This window comes from Marinobacterium stanieri (assembly GCF_900155945.1).
Lineage (GTDB): Bacteria > Pseudomonadota > Gammaproteobacteria > Pseudomonadales > Balneatricaceae > Marinobacterium > Marinobacterium stanieri.
The window spans coordinates 34,960-54,343 of record NZ_FTMN01000006.1 but is presented as its reverse complement, the minus strand read 5'-3'; the positions used below and the strand labels follow the sequence as shown (position 1 = coordinate 54,343).

Sequence of the window (19,384 nt, the reverse complement as noted above, 5' to 3'; positions counted from 1 at the left end):
GCGATAATGCGCCGACTCGAGGTCGACCCGCCACTGAGGGAGTGGTGGGGTGACGGCCGGGCGCGTCCTATCACGATTTGTACCGCGCACTATAAACCATTTCTCCGATTGGAAACCATGGCGGCGAAAGGGAATCTGTTTTGATCATCTTCCGATATCTGGCCCGTGAGGTGCTGGTCTCAACTACCGCGGTGACTGCGGTTCTGCTGCTGATTATCAGCAGTGCTCGCCTGATCAAGTATCTGGCGGAGGCGGCGACGGGCAAACTGGACGCCAGCTTTGTATTTCTGGTCATGTTCTGGCGTATACCGGGCTTTCTGGAGTTGCTGCTGCCGCTGGGCCTGTTTCTTGGCATCCTGCTGGCACTGGGGCGCCTGTATCTCGACAGCGAGATGGTTGTATTAAGAGCCTGCGGCATTAGCCAGCGGCGCTTGGTGTTGTATACCCTGGGGCCTGCATCGCTGGTGGCGGGGCTGGTGGCCCTGTTGTCGCTCTGGATAGCACCCATGGGCGCAGCCAAAACAGAAGCCATTCTGCAGGTGCAGGAGTCCCGCAGTGAGCTGGAAATGCTCACGCCGGGCCGTTTCCTGTCGCAGACCCGCGGGCGTCAGGTGACCTATGCCGAATCCTATGATGCCGAAGCCGACGAGCTGCGCGACGTATTTATTGCCCAGCGTGATGAGAACGGTCAGCCGGTTGTACTCATGGCCAGCCGTGCCCAGCGCCAGGATATTGCCAACTACGACGGCCGTTTTCTGGTACTGGAAGACGGTTACCGTTATGACGGTGAACCCGGATTGTCGGATTACAGCCGCACCGGCTATGACCGCTACGGTATTCGTTTGCCGGAAGCGGAGCTGGTAACCGAGATTACGGAGCTGGATGCACTCTCCACCCCGACTCTGATGCAGGCAGAAGACCCCTCCCATCAGGCCCGTCTGCACTGGCGCCTGTCCCTGCCCGTGTTGGCGTTCATTGTGACCCTGATTGCGGTGCCCATGAGCAAGACCAACCCGCGCCAGGGCCGTTTCGCCAAGTTGATCCCGTCGATTGTGGTGTACCTGCTGTATCTGTCGCTGCTGACCAGTACCCGTTCGGCAGTGGAAGAGGGCGAGCAGTCGGTCTGGCTGCTGTGGGTGATTCATGGTGGCTTCCTGCTGTTTGCCGCCAACCTGATTCTGGCAGAGCATTTCTGGATGCGGGTGCGTAACCGCCTGCCGTCACTGCCACGACTGCGCAGGAAGGAGGCGTGATGATGTTGCGACTGGATATGTATATCGGCCGCCACATTCTCGGCGCCATTCTCGCTGTGCTGCTGATCGTGGTCGGTCTGGACCTGGTTTCGGCCCTGCTGGATCAGCTCGAAGATGTGGATGACTATTATAGCTTTACCGACGTGCTGCAATTTCTGGGGCTGACGGTCCCGCGCCGACTCTATGAATACATTCCCCTGAGCAGCCTGGTGGGCTGCCTGATCGGTTTGGGTGTGCTGGCCAGTCACAGCGAATTGACCGTTATGCGTGCGGCAGGCTTTTCAACCGCACGTATTCTGCTGGCGGTGTTCAAGCCCGTGATGCTGCTGGCAGTGCTGGCACTGGTGCTGGGGCAGTATGTGGCCCCTTATGCCGAGCAGAAGGCCCAAAGCTTCCGTGCCCTGGCACAGTCCGGTGGCGGGGCTCTCAGCTCAAAGTACGGTATCTGGCATCGGGAAGGCCCGCTGTTTATTCATATCAACGCGGTGGAGCCGGGTGGCGTCGTCCACGGCGTAACGCGCTATCGCTTCAGTGAGGATAACCAGCTGGAGTCATCCAGTTTTGCCCGCATGGGCTGGTTTGAAAACGAACAGTGGCAGTTGCAGGATGTGCGGCTGACCCGTTTTACCGATGCCGGTACGCAGGCTGAAACGCTGCCCATCGAAAGCTGGGAAAGTGGCCTGACGCCGGAGCTGTTGTCGGTGATTGTGGTCGATCCGGTGGATCTGTCGATCAGCGGACTCTGGTCCTACTCGCAGTATCTGCAGGAGCAGGGCGTAAAGGCGGACAGCTATCTGCTGGCGTTCTGGGGCAAGGTACTGCAACCCTTCGCCATTCTGGCGCTGGTGCTGATCGGGGTGTCCTTCATTTTCGGGCCCTTGCGCAGTGTCACCGTGGGTCAGCGTATTATCGCCGGGGTGATATTTGGCCTGATCTTCAAGTTTGCCCAGGACCTGCTGGGGCCAGCCAGTACCGTATTCGGCTTCCCACCGTTTATAGCGGCATCGGTGCCAATTCTGATTTGCGGTCTGGCTGGTGTCTGGTTGTTGCGGCGGGCCGGCTGACCCGCTACATCAGAGCCCTTATTTGCCGGCTGTCTTGCCTTTGGCTGGCTTCTCTTTCTGCTCTTTCTTTGCCTTCTCCGGTTTCGGCAGTTGCACCATGCAGCTGCCGGACCAGCGGTCGTGCAGGCTCAGGCGTTCGTCCGTCAACAGCATCCACAAAAAGCCGATTCCGAAGAACCCCACCGAAGGGATGGCCAGCATGAAGCGGAGCAAGGCCTGGGTCCAGGTGATGCGATCACCCGTGAGGCTTTGTACGCGCAGGCGCCAGGCCAGCATGCCCAGGGTCTGACCGTTACGGGTCCAGAAAAAGCCGAAGAAGAGGAAGGTGGCGCAGAACAGAGCGGTTCTGAATAAAGCAACAGCTAGTGCAGGACTTGTCTCTCGATTGAGTGCCTCACCATCGTTCAGTGCAACGCTGATAGCGGCGATAACCATCAACAGTGCAACAATTAACAGGCCGTCGTAGACCATGGCCATCAAGCGCTTGATAAAAGACGCGGGCGTGGTGTTGGTGAATTCCTGTTTGAACGGGCGCTGCATGCTGTCGATTCCTCGATCCGGTAGGGATAGATGTTGGAGCCGGATTGTAGCACCTTGCGCTGGCCGGGCTAAGGCCCGGACAGCAGGGATGGCGAGAATCAGGTACGGGGCAGGCGGAACAGCGGGCGCAGCCAGGTGCCGACGAAGCTGCCAGCGAAGGCTGCTACCAGCCAGAGCCAGCCGTGCAGGCTGCCGGATGCGATGCCACCGAAGAAGGCGCCGATGTTACAGCCGAAAGCGATGGTGGCGCCATAGCCCAGCATCAGGCCGCCAATGATGGTGGCCAGCCACTGCATGACGGGCATCTTCCAGCTCAGGGACAAACGGCCGGCCAAAGCGGCCGCTACCACGGCGCCAAAGATTACGCCGATGTTCATCAGGCTGGCGCTGTCTTCAAGTACGCCACCCATCAAGGCGGTATCGCGACCGGGCATCATCCAGTAGCCCCAGAAGTCCACATCCAGTCCCAGATTCAGTGCCTCGGCAGCCTTCGCACCCCAGAGCGGGTAGGCCAGTGCAACAGCCCAGGGGCGGCCGATCAGTGCCAGGGTGGCAAAATTGAGTACTGCCAGTGCGATAGCACCCCAGATAAATGGCCAGGGGCCGCTTAGCAGACGTTTGCTCAGGGGCTGGTCTTTACCGGCGTCATCGGCTTCAACACTGCCGAACTTGCGCTTTTCGATCACACGGGTGAGCTGGGCAATGGCTGCAAATACCAGCAGGTTCAGGGCGATGGCGGGCACCACACCCAGGCTGCCGATCAGGTCTACCGGCGCCAGTGACGGTTGCGTAGTCCACCATTCATAGTCACGGGTGGCCCAGAGCGCACCTGCGGCAAAGCCGATCATACTGGGGATGGCACGAATCTGGCCGCCACCGGCATGGTAGAGGTTACCCGAGGCGCAGCCATTAGCGATCTGCATGCCAATGCCGAAGATAAAGGCACCAAAAATAACGGAGACACTCAGGGGGCGCACGAAGCCGAACACCTGTTGACCAAAGAGTTCACCGGCCGCCAGAGCCGGGAAAAACAGGCATACCGCAATGGCAAGCATCAGCATCTGGGCACGTACGGCGCGCCCTCGCCCCGTGGTTACCAGCGTGCGCCAGGCAGTCGTGAAACCAAAGGAGGCATGGTACAGGCTGATACCCAACGCAGCACCCAGCAGCATGACCAATCCATTGTGCGTGCTATAGCTGTCCATCAGGTAGATGAAAAATGCGGCCAGGGAGGCAGCGGCTACCGACAACGCCAGAGGCTGTCGAGCAAGCGGTGAAGAGGGGGTGGCTGTAAGCGTGGAAGCAGGCATGAGGTATCGCCGTAAAACTGGTTAAAGGATGCGCATTTTAACGCCTGCTAATATGCGCATCCAAGAATATAATCGAACCAGTTATATGTTTTGGTTATATGCCCTGAGACTTCAGGGCGCAGTTTTTACTGCTTGAAGGGGTCTACATATTCCTGCTTGTAACGCTCTGCCAGAGATTCAGCCGCCTGCATCTGGTCGGCGTTCAGCTTCAGCTTGAGGCGCGTTTCGATGGTGGCTGCGGTGGTGTTACCCAGCAGGGCTGCGTTGTGCATCCAGGCATAAGCCGCCACATCTGTATCCACGCTATCGTCCTGGCCATGGGCATTTGAGTAGAGGGTACCCATGAAGAACATGGCTTCCATGTGGCCTTTCTCGGCGGCTTTGCGGTACCAGGTTTCTGCTTCCGCGTAGTCCTGTTCCACGCCGGTGCCAAAGTTGTAACAGCGGCCGATATTATGCCAGGCTGCTACCACATTCTGATCAGCCGCCTTGCGGTACCATTCAATGGCCTTATCGCTGTCACGCTCAGCGCCATAACCGAATTCAAACATTTCACCGATACGGTTCTGTGCGTCGCCATCGCCGTTCTCGGCCAGCGGCATCAATTTATCGAATTCGATTTTGTAGGCACGGTTTTTCAGGGCGCGCAGGCTGTTCACGCTTTCCAGATGGCCTTGGCGAGCCCCCTGTTCATACAGGCGCTGTGCCTGTTCCAGGTCCTTGTCGACGCCCCAGCCGTTTTCATAAAGCTGACCCATCAGGTTCATGGCAGCCGGGTCCTGGGATTTCACCAGTGATTCCAGTTCAGAGCGCGCCTGGGAGTAGTCGCCATTGTCGATAGCGCGCTGTGCAGCATCGGTGCTGGCTGCGGCAGCTGTAGTGGTGTGCAGGGAAAACAGCAGCCCGGCCGCTGCAAGTAGTGCAGATTTGTTCATTGAAGCCATGCCTTCATCATCAGATTTGATGCGTTCAGGAAGTCGTAGTGAACGGCTTCCGCCGAGAAAACGTATTAAGATAGAAACAATAGTTGTACTGCTGGTTCAGGGAGAGCCATAATAGACCAATCCTCTAACCCCTATACAGGATCACCCTAACGTATAAGGTGATTCTAATGTTTTACATTGTACCCTAAAATGCCCCCCCAACGCATCCGGTGCCGGATGCTTCGATCCGCCTGTACGGGAACAAAACCATGCTGAATCGAATGACTATTCGCAACAAGCTCATTCTGGGATCAGTGCTGCCGTTGGTAGTTTTACTGTTGGTAGTCGTGACGGCAATGATGGCTTTGGATAAGGCCAACCAAAGCGCTGATAGCCTATACAGGGATCGTATAGTTCCGCTGGAACAACTGAAGAAGGTGGCCGACCTCTACGCTGTGAGTGTGATTGACGCTGTCAACAAGGTCGACCATGCCATGGTCAGTGCCGAAGACGCCCTTGCGGGGGTGCGCCAGGCCAAAATCGATATTAAACAGAACTGGGACAGTTACACCGCAACAAAATTGACTCAGGAGGAGGCACAGCTGGTCAAGGAAGCACAGCAGCTGTTTATACCGGCCGACAAGGCTGTGGATGATCTTATTAACGCTCTGTCGGGCATGTCGGGCCTCTCCAGTGGTGAGATGTATGCTTTCAATGGCCCCCTGTACGCCTCTATTGACCCGATTGGTGACAAGATTGGTGAACTGGTCAGCCTGCAGCTTTCGGAAGCCGATAGCATGGTTGCAGAGATGGCTCGTATTAATGCCCGCCAGCACAACCTGCAGCTGATAGCGTCATCTGTCACCATCATCCTGTTGGGGCTTCTGGGCTGGCGCATTTACCTGTCCATTCGGCGACCGCTGCATGAACTTCAGGAGTGCATGTCACAGGTGGCGGAGCATTCCGATCTGCGTGTGCGTGCCAATATCGAGGGCAAGCATGAGCTGGCGCAGATTGCCGGCGGTTTTAACCACATGCTTAACCAGATGCAGTTGCTGGTGGGCGAGATCTCCAATGCCACCTCGCAGTTGGCCGCTGCGGCTGAGGAGATGAGCAGTATCAGCAGTCACTCCAGCCAGGTTATCAATCGTCAGCGTGCTGAAGTTGAGCAGGTGGCAGCCGCCATGAATGAAATGGTTGCCACGGTGCGTGATGTGGCCGGTAGTGCCGAAAATGCGGATCTGGAAGCCAAGAATACTCTGGATGCCTCGGACCGTGGTGGTCAGGTGGTCAATCAGGCGGTTGCGGCTACCGGTGATCTGGTCGGTCAGGTGAGCCGTGTGGCTGAAGAAGTAGCCATCGTTGAAAAGGACAGCGAAGCCATTGGCAGTGTTATTGATGTGATCAACGGCATCGCCGAGCAAACCAACCTGCTGGCATTGAACGCGGCGATTGAAGCGGCACGTGCCGGAGAGCAAGGACGTGGGTTTGCCGTGGTCGCTGATGAGGTGCGCTCGCTGGCCCAGCGAACTCAGGAATCAACTGCCGAAATCCAGCAGGTAATTGGCCGTTTGCAGGGCGGGACTTCCAACACGGTTGTAGCCATGCAGGTCAGTCAGGAACAGGCGGTGAAAACCGGTTCCCAGGCGGAAGAGGCAGGTGTTGCCTTGCAGGAAATTGCCGAAGCCGTGCGTCGTATCAGTGATCTCAATACCCAGATCGCCAGTGCGTCTGAAGAGCAGAGCAGTGTGGCGGAGGAGATTAACCGTTCGCTGGTGGCAATCAATGATGGAGCTCAGGAATCTGCAACGGGTGCAACTCAGGCTGAAGAAGCCAGTCATGAGCTGTCGCGTCTGGCGAGCAGCCTGCAGGATATGGCAGCCCGGTTCCGGGTCTGATACTCGGAACCGGGGAGTTGCTCAGTCCTTGCGGTTGGGGCTGAGCAGCTCGATCATGTAACCGTCCGGGTCTTTGACAAAGGCCAGGATGGTGCCCGAGTTGCTGTTTTTCATCGGGCCGGCTTCACGAACAACTTCACCGCCACGGGCCTTGATGTCGTCACAGGCCTGGTAGACATCGTCCACCTCGATGGCAATATGGCCGTAACCGTTGCCCAGATCATACTCACCGGAATCCCAGTTGTGGGTCAGCTCCAGCACGGTGTTCTCGTTTTCATCCCCGTAACCCACGAAGGCCAGGGTGAACTTGCCTTCCGGATAATCCTTGCGGCGCAGCAGGCGCATACCCAATACATCGGTATAAAACGCCAGCGATTTTTCCAGGTCGGCAACCCGGTACATGGTGTGCAGCATGCGCATGATGAAAACCTCTAGTTTGAGTTCTGACAGATCCAGAGCAGTTAACAACCACTCTTAGGCTTTAGTTTAACGAAATCCGCTTGCGGCTTTTAGCCTACAATGGTTAATTGAGAGCATGAATAACAACAGCCAAGGGGGCTAGACAATGTTTCAGGACATGACCAAGCAGATGACTGAATCGATGGGACCCTTCCGTGAGTTGGTCAATATTCAGACCAAAATGCTGGAAGAACTGACCCGTCAGCAGATGGAGTGCACCAAGGCCTGCATCGATGCGACCATGCAGCAGACCAGCGAACTGCAGAAGTGCAAGACCCCCAACGACTTGCTCGAGCTGCAGCAGGCTTACGCCAAAGAGCTGGAGCAGACGCTTCGAGCGGCCAACGAACAGAACCTCAAGGCATTGACTGCTGCCCAGCAGGCTATGCAGCAGCTGACCCAGGAGTCGGTTGAGGCAATGACCGGCAAAAAGTAAAGTACACACCTGATGTTCATGATCGAAAAGCAGCCCTGGTGGCTGCTTTTTGTTTGTCGGAAGAGGAAACCCCATGCCGGGCAAAATCGGGCTGTTTTACGCCAGCACCACAGGTAATACGGAAAGCGTTGCGCAGCAGATAGAAAACCTTGCGGCCGAGCAGGTTCAGCTGCATGACATTGCGGCTCAGGGCGTAGCTGCAATGCAGGAATATGATGCCCTGATTATCGGTATCCCGACCTGGGACTTTGGTGAGCTGCAGGAAGACTGGGATGAGTACTGGCAGGTGTTCTGCGGTATCGATTTCAGTGGCAAGAAAGTGGCGTTGTTCGGGCTGGGTGATCAGCTGGGATACGGCGAATGGTTTCTGGATGCCATGGGCGCCGTCAATGACCAAGTGCTGGCAGCCGGTGGCGAAGTGCTGGTGCCCTGGCCGGTTGAGGGCTATGACTTTGAAGCGTCCAAGGCACTGACTGCCGATGGCAGCCATTTTGTTGGTCTGGCCCTGGACGAAGATTGTCAGCGCAGTGAAACCGAAGCCCGCCTGCAGCAGTGGGTACCTCAGGTGCTGGCTGCCTTGCTGGACTGACGATAGCGGCACAGCAGGAACCAGCACAGCCCCAGTGCCTGCACAGCGGTTCCTGCGGCCAAAGCAAAGCGGTAGGCTTCAGGCGGGTAGTGACCATTCGTATCTGCCTGCCAGAACCCCGCCAGCGCACCCATTCCCCACTGCAGCAGGAAAGCGGCCAGAAAAATCCCCAAATTCAGGCTGGTACTGATGCGGCCGCTGAGTGTGGCAGGAAACGCCTGACTCAAGCCGGCAAACATCAGCGTGCCAGAGGTGCCAAAGCAGCCGAACAGCACCCAGGCAGCCCAGGGCGCCTGATCGGGCTGTAGCTGAATCCAGAGCAGCGACCCCAGAAAAACCAGCATCCCGCAAAAACTCACCTGCATGGCTGTAATGCCGAATCTGGCCAGCTGGCTGGCAAGGCTGCCCAGCAACAGAAAGCCGGCAGCCATACTGGCGGCTGACAGCATCAGCATGTCGGCGCTGTCAGTGGCGGGTAGGCCGCTGACCTGGCGTAACCATTCTCCGGCCCATAATGACTGCACGGCCACAAACAGGGCCTGTGACAGCATGCTGGCGGGTGCCAGTTGATAAAAGGCAGGGGTGCGAATGACCTGCAAGACCTGGTGCAGGTCCTGACCAAAGGTTTGCGACGACCGTTGAAGCTGGCTGGCCGGGACCAGTTGCCGGGTCAGCAGAGCGACGGCAATACACAGGCCGGCGAGACCCATAAACAGGGTGCGCCAGTCGGTAAGTGCCAGTGCCCATTCCACAGGCACCGTTGCCGACAGGGCTCCCAGTCCTCCGAACATCAGTTGCAGCCCGTTGGTCATGGGTAACTGTTCAGGTTTCAGCCACAGCGTGTAGGTTTTGAAGGCCGCCATCAGGCAGGCCGACACCCCGATACCGATCAAGCCGCGCCCGATCCACAGCATCGTGGTTGATTCGGCCAGGCCAAAGATCAAACTGCCGGCGGCGGCGACGCATAGCAATGCACTGGCGATGGTTCGCGTCTGGTAGCGGTCCAGCAGAATGCCAAGGGGGAGCTGGCAAGCGGCAAACGTCAAAAAGTACGCGCTGGACACCAGTCCCAGTGTGGCTGCATCCAGCTGCAGGCTGGTCATGATATCGGGGGCAACAACCGCATTGATGACGCGGAACACATAAGAGAGCCAGTACCCCAGGGCAAAGGGCAACATCAGGCGCAGCAGTAGAGGCATTGAACTTTTTGTCCGAACAGGTGACTGAGGATCTTGGGTCGTTAGGATACTATACCGATGCAGGGTATTTTCGCCCTTAAAGGCTCAGTAACGATTGAATTTGTAGATTAGTTTTGCCTAATATTGGCGTTCTCAAACCATTACAAGGGACACTGTCATGAAAAAAATTGCAGCAATGGGACTGGCCGGTGCACTGGCCATGGCAAGCACGGTCGCGGTTGCCGTGAAACCGGAAGATGCGATTGACTACCGTCAGGGCGTATTCCAGGCGATCAAATGGCACTTCGGCACCATGGGTGCGATGGTCAAAGGGAAGATGGATTACGACGCTGATGACTTTACTCGTCGCGCCGAGATCGTTTCTCAGCTGAGCCATCTGCCCTGGGAAGGCTTTGTTGAGGGCTCCTACAGCGGTGATACCGATGCGCTGCCGGCCATTGCCGACAACTGGGACAAGTTTGAAGGCGGCTCCAACATGCTGATGGAAAAAACCGCTGCACTGGCTACAGCCGCCAAGACCGGTGATATGGACCAGATCCGCCCGGCTTTTGGTGAAGTGGGCAAAACCTGCAAGGGCTGCCACGACAACTTCAAGGACTGATGCTTTCAGCCTCGAATGTTTGCAGAGGGCGCCGGATGGCGCCCTTTTTTGTGGCCTCAGGTCAGGTTGAGCAGGCTCCAGATCGCTGCAGCAGCGATAGCGGCCAGTATCAGGCCACGTACCCAGGGGGTATTGCCCGCTTCGGTTGTGCCAGCAGGCAGCGGCTTGCGGCCGTGTAACATGCCCTGAATCAGCTTTTCACCGCGGACTCGCTGATGCCAGACAACGCCCAGCAAATGCAGCCCGATAGCGATCAGCAGGCCATCAAAGATCAGCTTGTGCCAGCGGGTGATCTCCACACTCAGATCGTAGCTGACCAGGTGAACCAGAGGGCCTTCGGTAAAGATTTCATCATTGGCGAACAGGCCGGTACCGGCCTGGGCCGCGCTCAGCAGCAATAAAGCCACGACCATCCAGCCGCCCAGCGGGTTGTGCCCTGCATAGTGGGGCTCTTCTCGGCGTGCCGCCTTAAGGCCATAGTTAACGGTATGTCCGGGGCTGCGGATAAACTCGGCAAAGCGCGCGTAATGGGTACCGGCGAAGCCCCAAAACAGGCGGAAGAGCACCAGGGTGAGAACGGTATAGCCGGCGTACATATGCCAGCTCATCCAGTTGCCGCCCTGTTCGCCGCTCCACCAGGCAAACAGGATACTGGCAGCCAGCAGCCAGTGAAAAATCCGGACATAGGGGTCCCAGACACGGGTTGAAAGGGTTGAATCGGGTTGTTGTGTCATGCGTATGTTCCGTTGCTTAAGTTCCATTTAACCAGAGGTGGCAGAAAATGCTGGCGCTATAGCCCAATAAAATGGCCCAGCTCCATTTGAGATGGCTCAAAAAGGTATAGGTTCCCTTGGCTTGTCCCATCAGGGCAACGCCTGCGGCGGAGCCGATGGATAACAGTGAGCCGCCAGTGCCAACGGCCAGGGTTGCCAGTAGCCACTGTTCCAGACTCATGCCCGGGTCCATATTCAATACGGCAAACATGATGGGAATATTATCGACCAGCGCCGAGAGCAGGCCGACCAGGCTGTTGGCCAAATTGGTTCCCATGCTGCCGTACAGCAGTTCAGACAGGTGCGTCAGGTAGCCCAGCGTTGCCAGTCCACCGACACAGAGTACGACACCGTAAAAGAACATCAGCGTATCCCAGGACTCGCGTTCCACGACCTTGAAAATATCGAAGCGGCGCACGACGCCGGTGTGATCACCGCGCAACATGCTGTGGCGGCTGCTGTTCTCGGCATGGTGATGGGTGATATGGCCCTGTTCACGATAGATTGGGTCGTGCAGGCTGAGAAAATAGCCATAGATCTTGAGGACGCCCAACCCGGTCATCATGCCCAGAACCGGTGGCAGGTGCAGCAGGCTGTGAACCAGTATGGACAGGATAATGGTGGCCAGGAACAACATCATAATGGTGACCCCGCCTTTCTTCATGCGCTGGTGGCGCTGCTCCCCGCCAGGGCGGGCGCGTTCAATCACGCTGGACATGATCAATGCCGGGATCAGCCAGTTCACCAGAGAAGGCAGGAACAGCTGCACAAATTCGACAAAGCGAACGTTACCCTGCTGCCACACCATCAGGGTCGTAATGTCGCCGAACGGGCTGAACGCGCCACCGGCGTTGGCGGCCACAACCACATTGATACAGCCGACCGAAATGAAATGCAGGTGATGCTGACCCACTGCCAGCACCACGGCCCCCATCAACAGTGCGGTTGAAAGATTGTCGGCAATGGGCGAGAGCAGAAAGGTCAGTGTGCCGGTGATCCAGTAGATTTGCCGAAGCGTGAATGATCGCGCCACCAGCCAGGTGCGCAGGGCTACGAACACACGCCGCTCTTCCAGCATATTCACGAAGGTCATGGCGGCGAGCAGAAACAGGAATAGCTCGGCATAGTCGAGAATGTAACGGCGCAGCTCAACCCCGGCAGTATAAGGCTCATCCGACTGATGATAGGCCAGGGCAACCAGAATCCAGATCAGACCGGCTGCCACAATCACCGGTTTGGATTTGCGCAATTCAAGGCGCTCTTCCAGCACAACGCAGATATACCCGAGCAGGAAGATCATCAAGGCCAGGTAACCATAGGCGCTGCCGGTCAGGTCCAGCAGTTGTGTTGCTTCCAGAGTGGAGGCCTGGGCCCGGGGAGTAGCCAACAGCAGAGGGAATAAAAGCAGCGCGGGCATCCAGTTCATGAGTATCTCCTGATATAGGGCCGCATTTTACCCCCTGAGGTTGACAAGTCGAGTGCTCAGAGCGGGACAATCATTCAAACAAGGCGCCTGATCAGTTAAGATACTCCTCTTTTTTATAGCCAACGAGTGTCCAAGTACCACGATGGAAATCAACCCGATTCTCAACAGTCTGAAAGAGTTCAGCGAGCGTACCCTGGCGCTGCGCACCTACCTGGATTACGACGGCAAGCGTGAGCGCCTGGAAGAGGTGGAGCGCGAGCTGGAAGATCCCAATGTCTGGAATGATCCGGACAATGCCCAGCAGCTGGGTAAGGAACGCGCCGGACTGGAGAATGTGGTCAAGACCATCGACGAGCTGGAAACCGGTATCAGCGATGCGGGCGACCTGCTGGACATGGCTGTCGAAGAAGATGACGAAGACACCGTTGCTGAAGTGGAGGCTGACGTCGAGCGTCTGCGTACCATGCTGGAGCAGCTGGAATTCCGTCGCATGTTCTCCGGTGAAGCCGACGCCAACAATGCCTTCCTGGATATCCAGGCCGGTTCGGGTGGCACCGAAGCTCAGGACTGGGCTGACATGATGCTGCGCATGTACCTGCGCTGGGGCGAAAGCAAGGGCTTCAAGACAGAGCTGCTGGAAGTCTCCGCGGGTGAAGTGGCCGGTATCAAATCCGCTACCATCCGTTTTGAGGGCGAGTACGCCTTCGGCTGGCTGCGGACCGAGACCGGTGTTCACCGTCTGGTACGTAAGTCGCCGTTCGACTCCGGTGGCCGTCGTCACACGTCCTTCTCTTCCGTCTTCGTGTCACCGGAGATTGATGACAATGTTGACATCGAAATCAATCCGGCCGATCTGCGTGTCGACGTATACCGCGCCTCCGGTGCCGGTGGTCAGCACGTTAACCGTACCGAATCTGCCGTGCGTATCACCCACGAGCCTTCCGGAATCGTGGTGCAGAGTCAGGCGGCGCGTTCGCAGCACCAGAACCGCGACACCTGTATGAAGCAGCTGCGTGCGAAGTTGTACGAAATGGAAATGCTCAAGCGTCGTGAAGCCGCTCAGGAAGTTGAAGACACCAAAGCCGATATCGGCTGGGGCAGCCAGATCCGCTCCTACGTGCTGGATGACCAGCGCATCAAGGACCTGCGTACCAACGTGCAGACGTCCAACTGTGATCGCGTTCTGGATGGCGATCTCGACCAGTTTATCGAAGCCAGCCTCAAGGCCGGTCTGTAAGTATTTGTTTTAAGGTAACCCCGATGTCAGACAACACAGTTCAGCAAGATGAAAACCGCCTGATTGCCGAGCGCCGCGAGAAGCTCGCCGCTCTGCGTCAGGACGGGAATGCCTTCCCCAATACGTTCCGCCGTGACAGCTACGCGGAAGACTTGCAGCAGGCCCATGGCGAGAAAACCAAGGAAGAGCTGGAAGAAGCCGGAATCCGTGTATCCGTTGCTGGCCGCGTGATGCTCAACCGTGGCGCTTTCATGGTGCTGCAGGATATGAGTGGCCGCATTCAGCTGTACGTGAACAAGCCTGCGCGCCCGTTCGCCAAATCTGTGGATCTGGGCGACATCATCGGTGTCAGCGGTGTGCTGCATAAATCCGGCAAGGGCGACCTCTACGTCGACATGGCCGAGTGTGAAATGCTGACCAAGAGCCTGCGTCCGCTCCCGGACAAGTTCAAGGGTCTGCAGGACATGGAGATGCGTTACCGTCAGCGTTACGTTGACCTGATCATGAACGATCAGTCACGTAAGGTGTTCGAGATGCGCTCCAAAATCGTTGCCGGCATCCGCAAATACCTGATCGACCGTCGTTTCATCGAAGCGGAAACGCCGATGCTGCACCCGATCCCCGGTGGCGCCACCGCACGCCCATTCGTGACGCACCACAACGCACTGGACCTGGACATGTACCTGCGTATCGCGCCGGAGCTGTACCTGAAGCGTCTCGTCGTGGGTGGCTTCGAGCGCGTCTTCGAGATCAACCGCAACTTCCGTAATGAGGGGCTTTCCACCCGTCATAACCCGGAATTCACCATGATCGAGTTCTACCAGGCCTATGCGGATTACAAGGATCTGATGGACCTGACCGAAGACATGCTGCGCACTGTCGCTGAAGACGTGTTGGGTACCACGCTGGTGACCAATACCGTTCGCAACGAAGAGGGCGAAGTGCTGGAAACCTTCGAATACGACATGGGTAAGCCGTTTACCCGCATGAGCGTGTTCGACTCCATCCTGCACTACAACCCGGATATCACCGCTGAAGCCCTGGCCGATGAAACCGCTGCGCGTCAGATCGCCCAGCGCATGGACATCGACGTCAAGGACGGCTGGGGTCTGGGCAAGGTACAGATCGAAATCTTCGAGAAGACCGTTGAACACCGCCTGCAGCAGCCGACCTTCATCACTGAATACCCGACTGAAGTCAGCCCGCTGGCGCGTCGCAGCGACCACAACCCGCATGTGACCGACCGCTTCGAGTTCTTCGTGGGCGGCCGCGAGCTGGCCAACGGCTTCTCGGAGCTGAATGACGCTGAAGACCAGGCTGAGCGCTTCCGCAAGCAGGTGGAAGAGAAGGATGCCGGTGATGATGAAGCCATGCACTTCGACGACGACTACGTTCAGGCACTGGAATACGGCCTGCCGCCGACGGCCGGTGAAGGTATCGGTATCGACCGTCTGGTGATGCTGTTCACCGACTCACCGTCGATCCGTGATGTGCTGCTGTTCCCGGCCATGCGCCCGCGCGGCTGATCGCGACTCGTCAATCGGAGTTATCCACAAGGGCCACTTAACGTGGCCCTTTTGCTATGCAAGATATCGGAGAGAAGCCAATGGCACTGGATAAGGCACCCACCTGGCAACCCTGGTTGCAGCCTGAATTTGATCAGCCCTACATGCAGTCACTCAAGGCATTTCTACAGGCCGAGAAAGACGCGCACAAGGTGATTTTCCCGCACTCTTCCAACTGGTTTCATGCCCTGGAGGCAACGCCGCTGGATCAGGTGAAAGTGGTGATTATCGGGCAAGACCCTTACCACCAGCCGGGGCAGGCACATGGTCTCTGTTTCTCGGTAAAACCGGGCGTGCGCGTACCGCCGTCACTGGTGAATATCTACAAGGAACTGAATACGGACCTGGGCATTACACCCGCCAGTCATGGCTTTCTGGAAAGCTGGGCGCAGCAGGGAGTGCTTCTTCTCAATGCCGTGCTGACAGTGGAACAAAGCAACGCCAATGCGCATCAGGGCAAGGGCTGGGAGCAGTTCACCGATCGTGTTATTCAGCTGGTAAACGAACAGTGTGAGCACGTGGTATTCATGCTCTGGGGCAGTTATGCACAGAAGAAGGGGGCGCGTATCGACCAGAGCCGTCACCTGGTGCTGAAATCACCGCATCCTTCCCCTCTGTCGGCACACCGAGGCTTCTTCGGTTGTCGCCATTTCAGCCAGGCTAACCAGTGGTTGCAGGAACAGGGACGTGAAGCGATCAATTGGCAGTTGCCGGAAGAGGTTTAACGCGGCGAGCAGAGCGAGGCCGGCGTGAAACCGGCCTCTACTGGATCAACGACGGCGCGGCAGCATCGCCTTGATGTCACGGTTCAGCGGCAGGCTGAAGTCGTGAGCGGCCAGAATGATATTGTCTTCGGTGCGTACCAGGCGAACGGTCAGGTAGACGTTGTTGCCACCCAGTGCGTAAGTACCCAGCAGTACGGCCTGGGCATCATGTGATTGTACCAGGCTGTGCAGCTTGCGAGACAGGATCAGTTCGCCTGTCTGTTCCTTTACAAACAGGCTTTCACGCATCTTCACTTCAATCACAGGCACCTTGTTGCTCGCCAATGAGCTGGTGAACTGTTCAGACAAAATGCGTCCGAGCGTGGATGACTGCTGCAGATTATCAATATCGGCAAAGGTTGCCACCAGCAGCGGCGCATCACCATGCAGGCCCGTTGCGTTGTCCATCAGCGCTTCAGCCGCTTCCTGAACTTCTGCAATCAAATCAACTTCCGGGTCTGTTGAGCTGGAGGTCGGCTTGAGTGAGCAGCCGGAGCTGACCAGTACCATCAGGGCCATCAGTCCGGTTGCGAACCATTTGTATGTCATGTTGAGCATGTTTCCTCCCTGATTACCACTCGCTGGTAACGTTGACCGGCTTGGCTTTCTTCTCAGCCTTCACTTTGTAGTGGTCGTTGTCACCGGGGTTGATGTAGTAAATGCTGGAGTTCGAGTACGTCACCTGAGTACCTTCGATGACCTGAGTGGTGATAACCACTTCCTCGCTGGTTTCGCTGGTGATGTTACCGCTGAACAGGTCAGCCGCGCCTGCTGCCGGCAACAGTGCCAGGGCCGGTTCCGTCCAGTTATTGAAAGGTACTGTGGCGACCGCAATGCCGGCAGCCAGAGCTGTATAAGTGCCCATAGGCGCGCGAATGCCTTCGCGATCCTTGTGTTCGACGACCTGGACCTTGTAGCTGATCGTCGCTGCCATGGACGATGTTGTCTTGACGGTTGCGCCAGCGGTAACCAGCTGGCTGGTCAGCAGAGTGTCGAACGCTGTATTGAACGGCGTTGTTTCATCAGACGGCTTGATATATAGAGGCTTGTTGCCCAGTTTGTTGACCAGCATTTCGGCCTGGTGCTGAGCGAGAACATCCCAGTGATGAGCAGCCTGCATTTTCTGCTGTTCACTGATCGGATAAGTAGTGGCGATAGGCGCTTGCGAAGTGTTGGTAGTAAAGCAGCCTGCAAGTAGGGTGCTTCCAACACCCAGGAGACAAAGCTTGCGAAGCATGGCAGATTCCTTTGTGTTTGTTTGTTCCGTGGCAGTTTGGGTGCGAGAGCACACCTTTCCATCATCCTGCGGCCTGATGACATGTCTCAGTCAAGCGGCCGCAGGGAGAGAATACCAGAATTAAACACAAGGGTAGGGGGCCTGAGTCAAAAAGGAAGCAGGCCCAATGACTTAGCGCTTGCTTTCGAACAGGCGAGGGTCAAGTTCGTAGGGAAGCTGAGACAGTTTCAGGGAGGGGCCCTCGGTGGACTCCAGATGAATCGTCTGCTGTTCAGCCTGGTCCTTGATGATCACTGCCAGAACTCGGTAGAGGTTGTCTCCGGCTTTGGCTGCACGCACAATTTTGCCCACGCTGGGCTTGGCTTCGCTGGCCAGTTCAGTGCCGGGCAGGATAGGCTGGCTGGATTCCACTTCGGCCAGATACATGGGACGTTTGAGCTGGCCGCGATGCTGCAGGCGAGTAACAATCTCCTGGCCGGTATAGCAGCCCTTGGTGAAGCTGACCCCTTCAAATACCTGCAGGTTCACCATCTGCGGTATAAAGGCTTCGCGGGTGGCCGGGAACAGCTCGGGAATTGCGGCTTCGACGCCTGCCAGCTCCCAGTCGTTGCGAGTGGCCAGTGGTGCTTCTGACTGCAGGGCGTCCAGGGTGGCTTCCAGCTGGTCAGCCGGCAGCCAGATCTCACTGATGCTCTGGCTCAGGTTGCAGCTGGCGCCTGTCTGCGGTGTGTATGTCTGGCTCAAGCGCTGGCTGTCAGGCCCGATCAGGCCGATACCCAAAAGCTCGGTTTCCAGCTCTGCTTCTGCCTTGGAAAAAATGATGTATTTTTTCAGCAGGGTAAGCGCGTCCTCAGCCATATCGGTACGAATACGCAGCCAGTAACGCTCTTCACCGGCGGCAATTACTTCATACAGGCTGTGCATATGGCCTTTAATGTTGCAGTGGGCACCGGGTAGCTGGCCTTCACGGTCAACCCCGGCAAGGTCGCAGCTGAGCTGACCCTGCAGGAATTTGTGTGCATCGGGGCCGGTAATGCTGATAATGCTGTAATCGGTCAATGCGACACTGCGGTTGGGGCTATCACTGGCCGGAACTGCCGTGACCAGGTCTGTGCTCATTTCCACACCGGGGCGGTTAAGCCATTGTTGCCAGCTTGCATGCATAACTGCGTGATCTCCTTTGCCACTGATGCTCTCAGTGTAAACCAGAAGCGGGGCCTGATCAGCCCGTACTTAAAAGGGTTATTCCGGGATGTTGGCGTGTCCGAGGGTGCGACCCATGGTAACGCTGCTGCCTGCCGTAAGGGATTCTTGCCAGCTGACAGCATCGGCGCCGAATAACAGAATAACGGTTGAGCCCAATTTGAAGCGGCCCATTTCCGCACCCTTTTCCAGCGTGACAGGCGTTTGTTCGAAGTTGCGATCAAGGACGACTGGGCGTTTGCTGGCGGGTGCGACCTGACCATTCCAGACCGTTTCAATACCGGCCACAATCATGGCGCCGACCAGCACCATGGCCATGGGGCCGTATTCGGTATCAAAAATGGCGACCAGGCGTTCGTTGCGGGCAAACAGGTTATCCACACCCGCTGCCGTTACCTGATTCACTGAATAGAGGTCTCCTGGCACATAGATGGTTTCGCGCAAGGTGCCTGTCACCGGCATATGCACCCGATGATAATCCCGAGGCGACAGGTATACGGTGGCAAAGCTGCCGTTGATGAAAGGTGCTGCGCGTTCAGGGCTGCCGCCCAGCAGGGTGCTGAGCCCGTAACTGCGTCCCTTGGCCTGGAAAATACGGCCATGTTCAATGGGGCCGAGCTGGCTGATGGCGCCATCGGCGGGTGAGAGTATGGCGTCGGTTTCGCTGTCCAGCGGTCGGGCGTCGGGCTTGAGCGCACGGGTGAAGAAGGCGTTGAAGTGTTCATAGGCTTCAGGGTTTGGCTCCTGAGCCTGGCTCATATCGACGCGGTAGCGTTTACGGAACCAGTTGATAAACAGGTTCTTGACCCAGGTCGTGCGGCATTCGGCCAGGCGACCAACCAGTCGCGACAGCAGGTGTTGAGGCAGCAGGTGTTGCAGCAGAATAAACAAGGCGTCTTTCAAGGTG

At 57.2% G+C, this 19,384-nt stretch carries 20 protein-coding genes; 9 read left to right on the top strand and 11 right to left on the bottom strand.

From position 1 onward, the window contains the following. Window positions 1–140: 140 nt before the first annotated feature. Window positions 141–1,253: an LPS export ABC transporter permease LptF gene (gene lptF / locus BW956_RS13735; protein ID WP_076463240.1), complete on the top strand. Its 1,113-nt coding sequence runs from the start codon at window positions 141–143 to the stop codon at window positions 1,251–1,253. Beyond that, entirely contained in the window at window positions 1,253–2,317 is a 1,065-nt protein-coding gene (gene lptG / locus BW956_RS13730; protein ID WP_139327191.1) for an LPS export ABC transporter permease LptG, read from the top strand. The genes lptF and lptG overlap by 1 nt, the downstream gene beginning before the upstream one ends. 18 nt (window positions 2,318–2,335) lie before the next feature. Here the strand turns inward: lptG and BW956_RS13725 are convergent, their stop codons facing one another. The 3 genes from BW956_RS13725 to BW956_RS13715 form a co-directional block, all read right to left on the bottom strand. Beyond that, window positions 2,336–2,857 carry an RDD family protein gene (locus BW956_RS13725; RefSeq protein WP_076463239.1) on the bottom strand — a complete coding sequence of 174 codons (522 nt, stop codon included), beginning with the start codon at window positions 2,855–2,857 and terminating at the stop codon, window positions 2,336–2,338. A gap of 98 nt (window positions 2,858–2,955) precedes the next feature. Then, on the bottom strand, window positions 2,956–4,167 hold the full coding sequence (locus BW956_RS13720; RefSeq protein ID WP_076463238.1) for a YeeE/YedE family protein: 1,212 nt from the start codon (window positions 4,165–4,167) through the stop codon (window positions 2,956–2,958). Between the two features lie 125 nt (window positions 4,168–4,292). Continuing rightward, the gene (locus tag BW956_RS13715; protein ID WP_076463237.1) at window positions 4,293–5,102 is read right to left on the bottom strand and encodes a tetratricopeptide repeat protein; all 810 of its coding nucleotides are present in this window, start codon (window positions 5,100–5,102) and stop codon (window positions 4,293–4,295) included. A gap of 257 nt (window positions 5,103–5,359) precedes the next feature. Here BW956_RS13715 and BW956_RS13710 point away from each other — a divergent pair, with 257 nt between their 5' ends. Then, window positions 5,360–6,988, top strand: a complete 1,629-nt coding sequence (locus BW956_RS13710; RefSeq protein WP_076463236.1) for a methyl-accepting chemotaxis protein — start codon at window positions 5,360–5,362, stop codon at window positions 6,986–6,988. A 21-nt stretch (window positions 6,989–7,009) separates the two neighbouring features. Here the strand turns inward: BW956_RS13710 and gloA are convergent, their stop codons facing one another. Beyond that, entirely contained in the window at window positions 7,010–7,408 is a 399-nt protein-coding gene (gloA, locus tag BW956_RS13705) for a lactoylglutathione lyase (RefSeq protein ID WP_010322541.1), read from the bottom strand. Window positions 7,409–7,553: 145 nt separating this feature from the next. Here gloA and BW956_RS13700 point away from each other — a divergent pair, with 145 nt between their 5' ends. After that, window positions 7,554–7,883 carry a phasin family protein gene (locus BW956_RS13700; RefSeq protein ID WP_010322540.1) on the top strand — a complete coding sequence of 110 codons (330 nt, stop codon included), beginning with the start codon at window positions 7,554–7,556 and terminating at the stop codon, window positions 7,881–7,883. Window positions 7,884–7,956: 73 nt separating this feature from the next. Then, entirely contained in the window at window positions 7,957–8,472 is a 516-nt protein-coding gene (locus BW956_RS13695) for a flavodoxin (protein WP_076463235.1), read from the top strand. On the opposite strand, the gene BW956_RS13690 is transcribed toward BW956_RS13695, so the two are convergent. Then, complete coding sequence (locus tag BW956_RS13690; RefSeq protein ID WP_076463234.1) at window positions 8,445–9,671, bottom strand: MFS transporter; 1,227 nt, start codon at window positions 9,669–9,671, stop codon at window positions 8,445–8,447. The genes BW956_RS13695 and BW956_RS13690 overlap by 28 nt on opposite strands. A gap of 157 nt (window positions 9,672–9,828) precedes the next feature. On the opposite strand from BW956_RS13690, the gene BW956_RS13685 reads away from it, so the two are divergent. Next, window positions 9,829–10,272: a c-type cytochrome gene (locus tag BW956_RS13685; protein WP_010322537.1), complete on the top strand. Its 444-nt coding sequence runs from the start codon at window positions 9,829–9,831 to the stop codon at window positions 10,270–10,272. A gap of 56 nt (window positions 10,273–10,328) precedes the next feature. Here the strand turns inward: BW956_RS13685 and BW956_RS13680 are convergent, their stop codons facing one another. Next, a complete protein-coding gene (locus tag BW956_RS13680) occupies window positions 10,329–11,006 on the bottom strand; it encodes a cytochrome b/b6 domain-containing protein (protein WP_076463233.1) in 678 nt (225 codons plus the stop codon). Window positions 11,007–11,022: 16 nt separating this feature from the next. Then, window positions 11,023–12,471 (bottom strand): sodium:proton antiporter NhaD, encoded by a 1,449-nt coding sequence (gene nhaD, locus BW956_RS13675; protein WP_076463232.1) that lies wholly within the window; start codon window positions 12,469–12,471, stop codon window positions 11,023–11,025. A gap of 142 nt (window positions 12,472–12,613) precedes the next feature. Between nhaD and prfB the strand changes: the two genes are divergently transcribed. The 3 genes from prfB to ung all read left to right on the top strand — a co-directional run bounded on the left by prfB (window position 12,614) and on the right by ung (window position 15,998). Beyond that, window positions 12,614–13,708 carry a peptide chain release factor 2 gene (gene prfB / locus BW956_RS13670; protein WP_076463231.1) on the top strand — a complete coding sequence of 365 codons (1,095 nt, stop codon included), beginning with the start codon at window positions 12,614–12,616 and terminating at the stop codon, window positions 13,706–13,708. A 23-nt stretch (window positions 13,709–13,731) separates the two neighbouring features. Next, window positions 13,732–15,234, top strand: a complete 1,503-nt coding sequence (gene lysS, locus BW956_RS13665; protein WP_076463230.1) for a lysine--tRNA ligase — start codon at window positions 13,732–13,734, stop codon at window positions 15,232–15,234. 80 nt (window positions 15,235–15,314) lie between these two features. Further along, the gene (gene ung, locus BW956_RS13660) at window positions 15,315–15,998 is read left to right on the top strand and encodes a uracil-DNA glycosylase (RefSeq protein ID WP_076463229.1); all 684 of its coding nucleotides are present in this window, start codon (window positions 15,315–15,317) and stop codon (window positions 15,996–15,998) included. A 45-nt stretch (window positions 15,999–16,043) separates the two neighbouring features. On the opposite strand, the gene BW956_RS13655 is transcribed toward ung, so the two are convergent. From BW956_RS13655 to asd, 4 genes are all read right to left on the bottom strand, one after another. Then, on the bottom strand, window positions 16,044–16,595 hold the full coding sequence (locus BW956_RS13655; RefSeq protein WP_010322531.1) for a FlgO family outer membrane protein: 552 nt from the start codon (window positions 16,593–16,595) through the stop codon (window positions 16,044–16,046). Between the two features lie 13 nt (window positions 16,596–16,608). After that, entirely contained in the window at window positions 16,609–17,274 is a 666-nt protein-coding gene (locus BW956_RS13650) for a hypothetical protein (protein WP_076463228.1), read from the bottom strand. Window positions 17,275–17,445: 171 nt separating this feature from the next. Beyond that, window positions 17,446–18,438 carry a CAF17-like 4Fe-4S cluster assembly/insertion protein YgfZ gene (gene ygfZ / locus BW956_RS13645; RefSeq protein WP_083703074.1) on the bottom strand — a complete coding sequence of 331 codons (993 nt, stop codon included), beginning with the start codon at window positions 18,436–18,438 and terminating at the stop codon, window positions 17,446–17,448. Window positions 18,439–18,516: 78 nt separating this feature from the next. Next, a complete protein-coding gene (gene asd, locus BW956_RS13640; protein WP_076463227.1) occupies window positions 18,517–19,380 on the bottom strand; it encodes an archaetidylserine decarboxylase in 864 nt (287 codons plus the stop codon). Window positions 19,381–19,384: the final 4 nt, after the last annotated feature.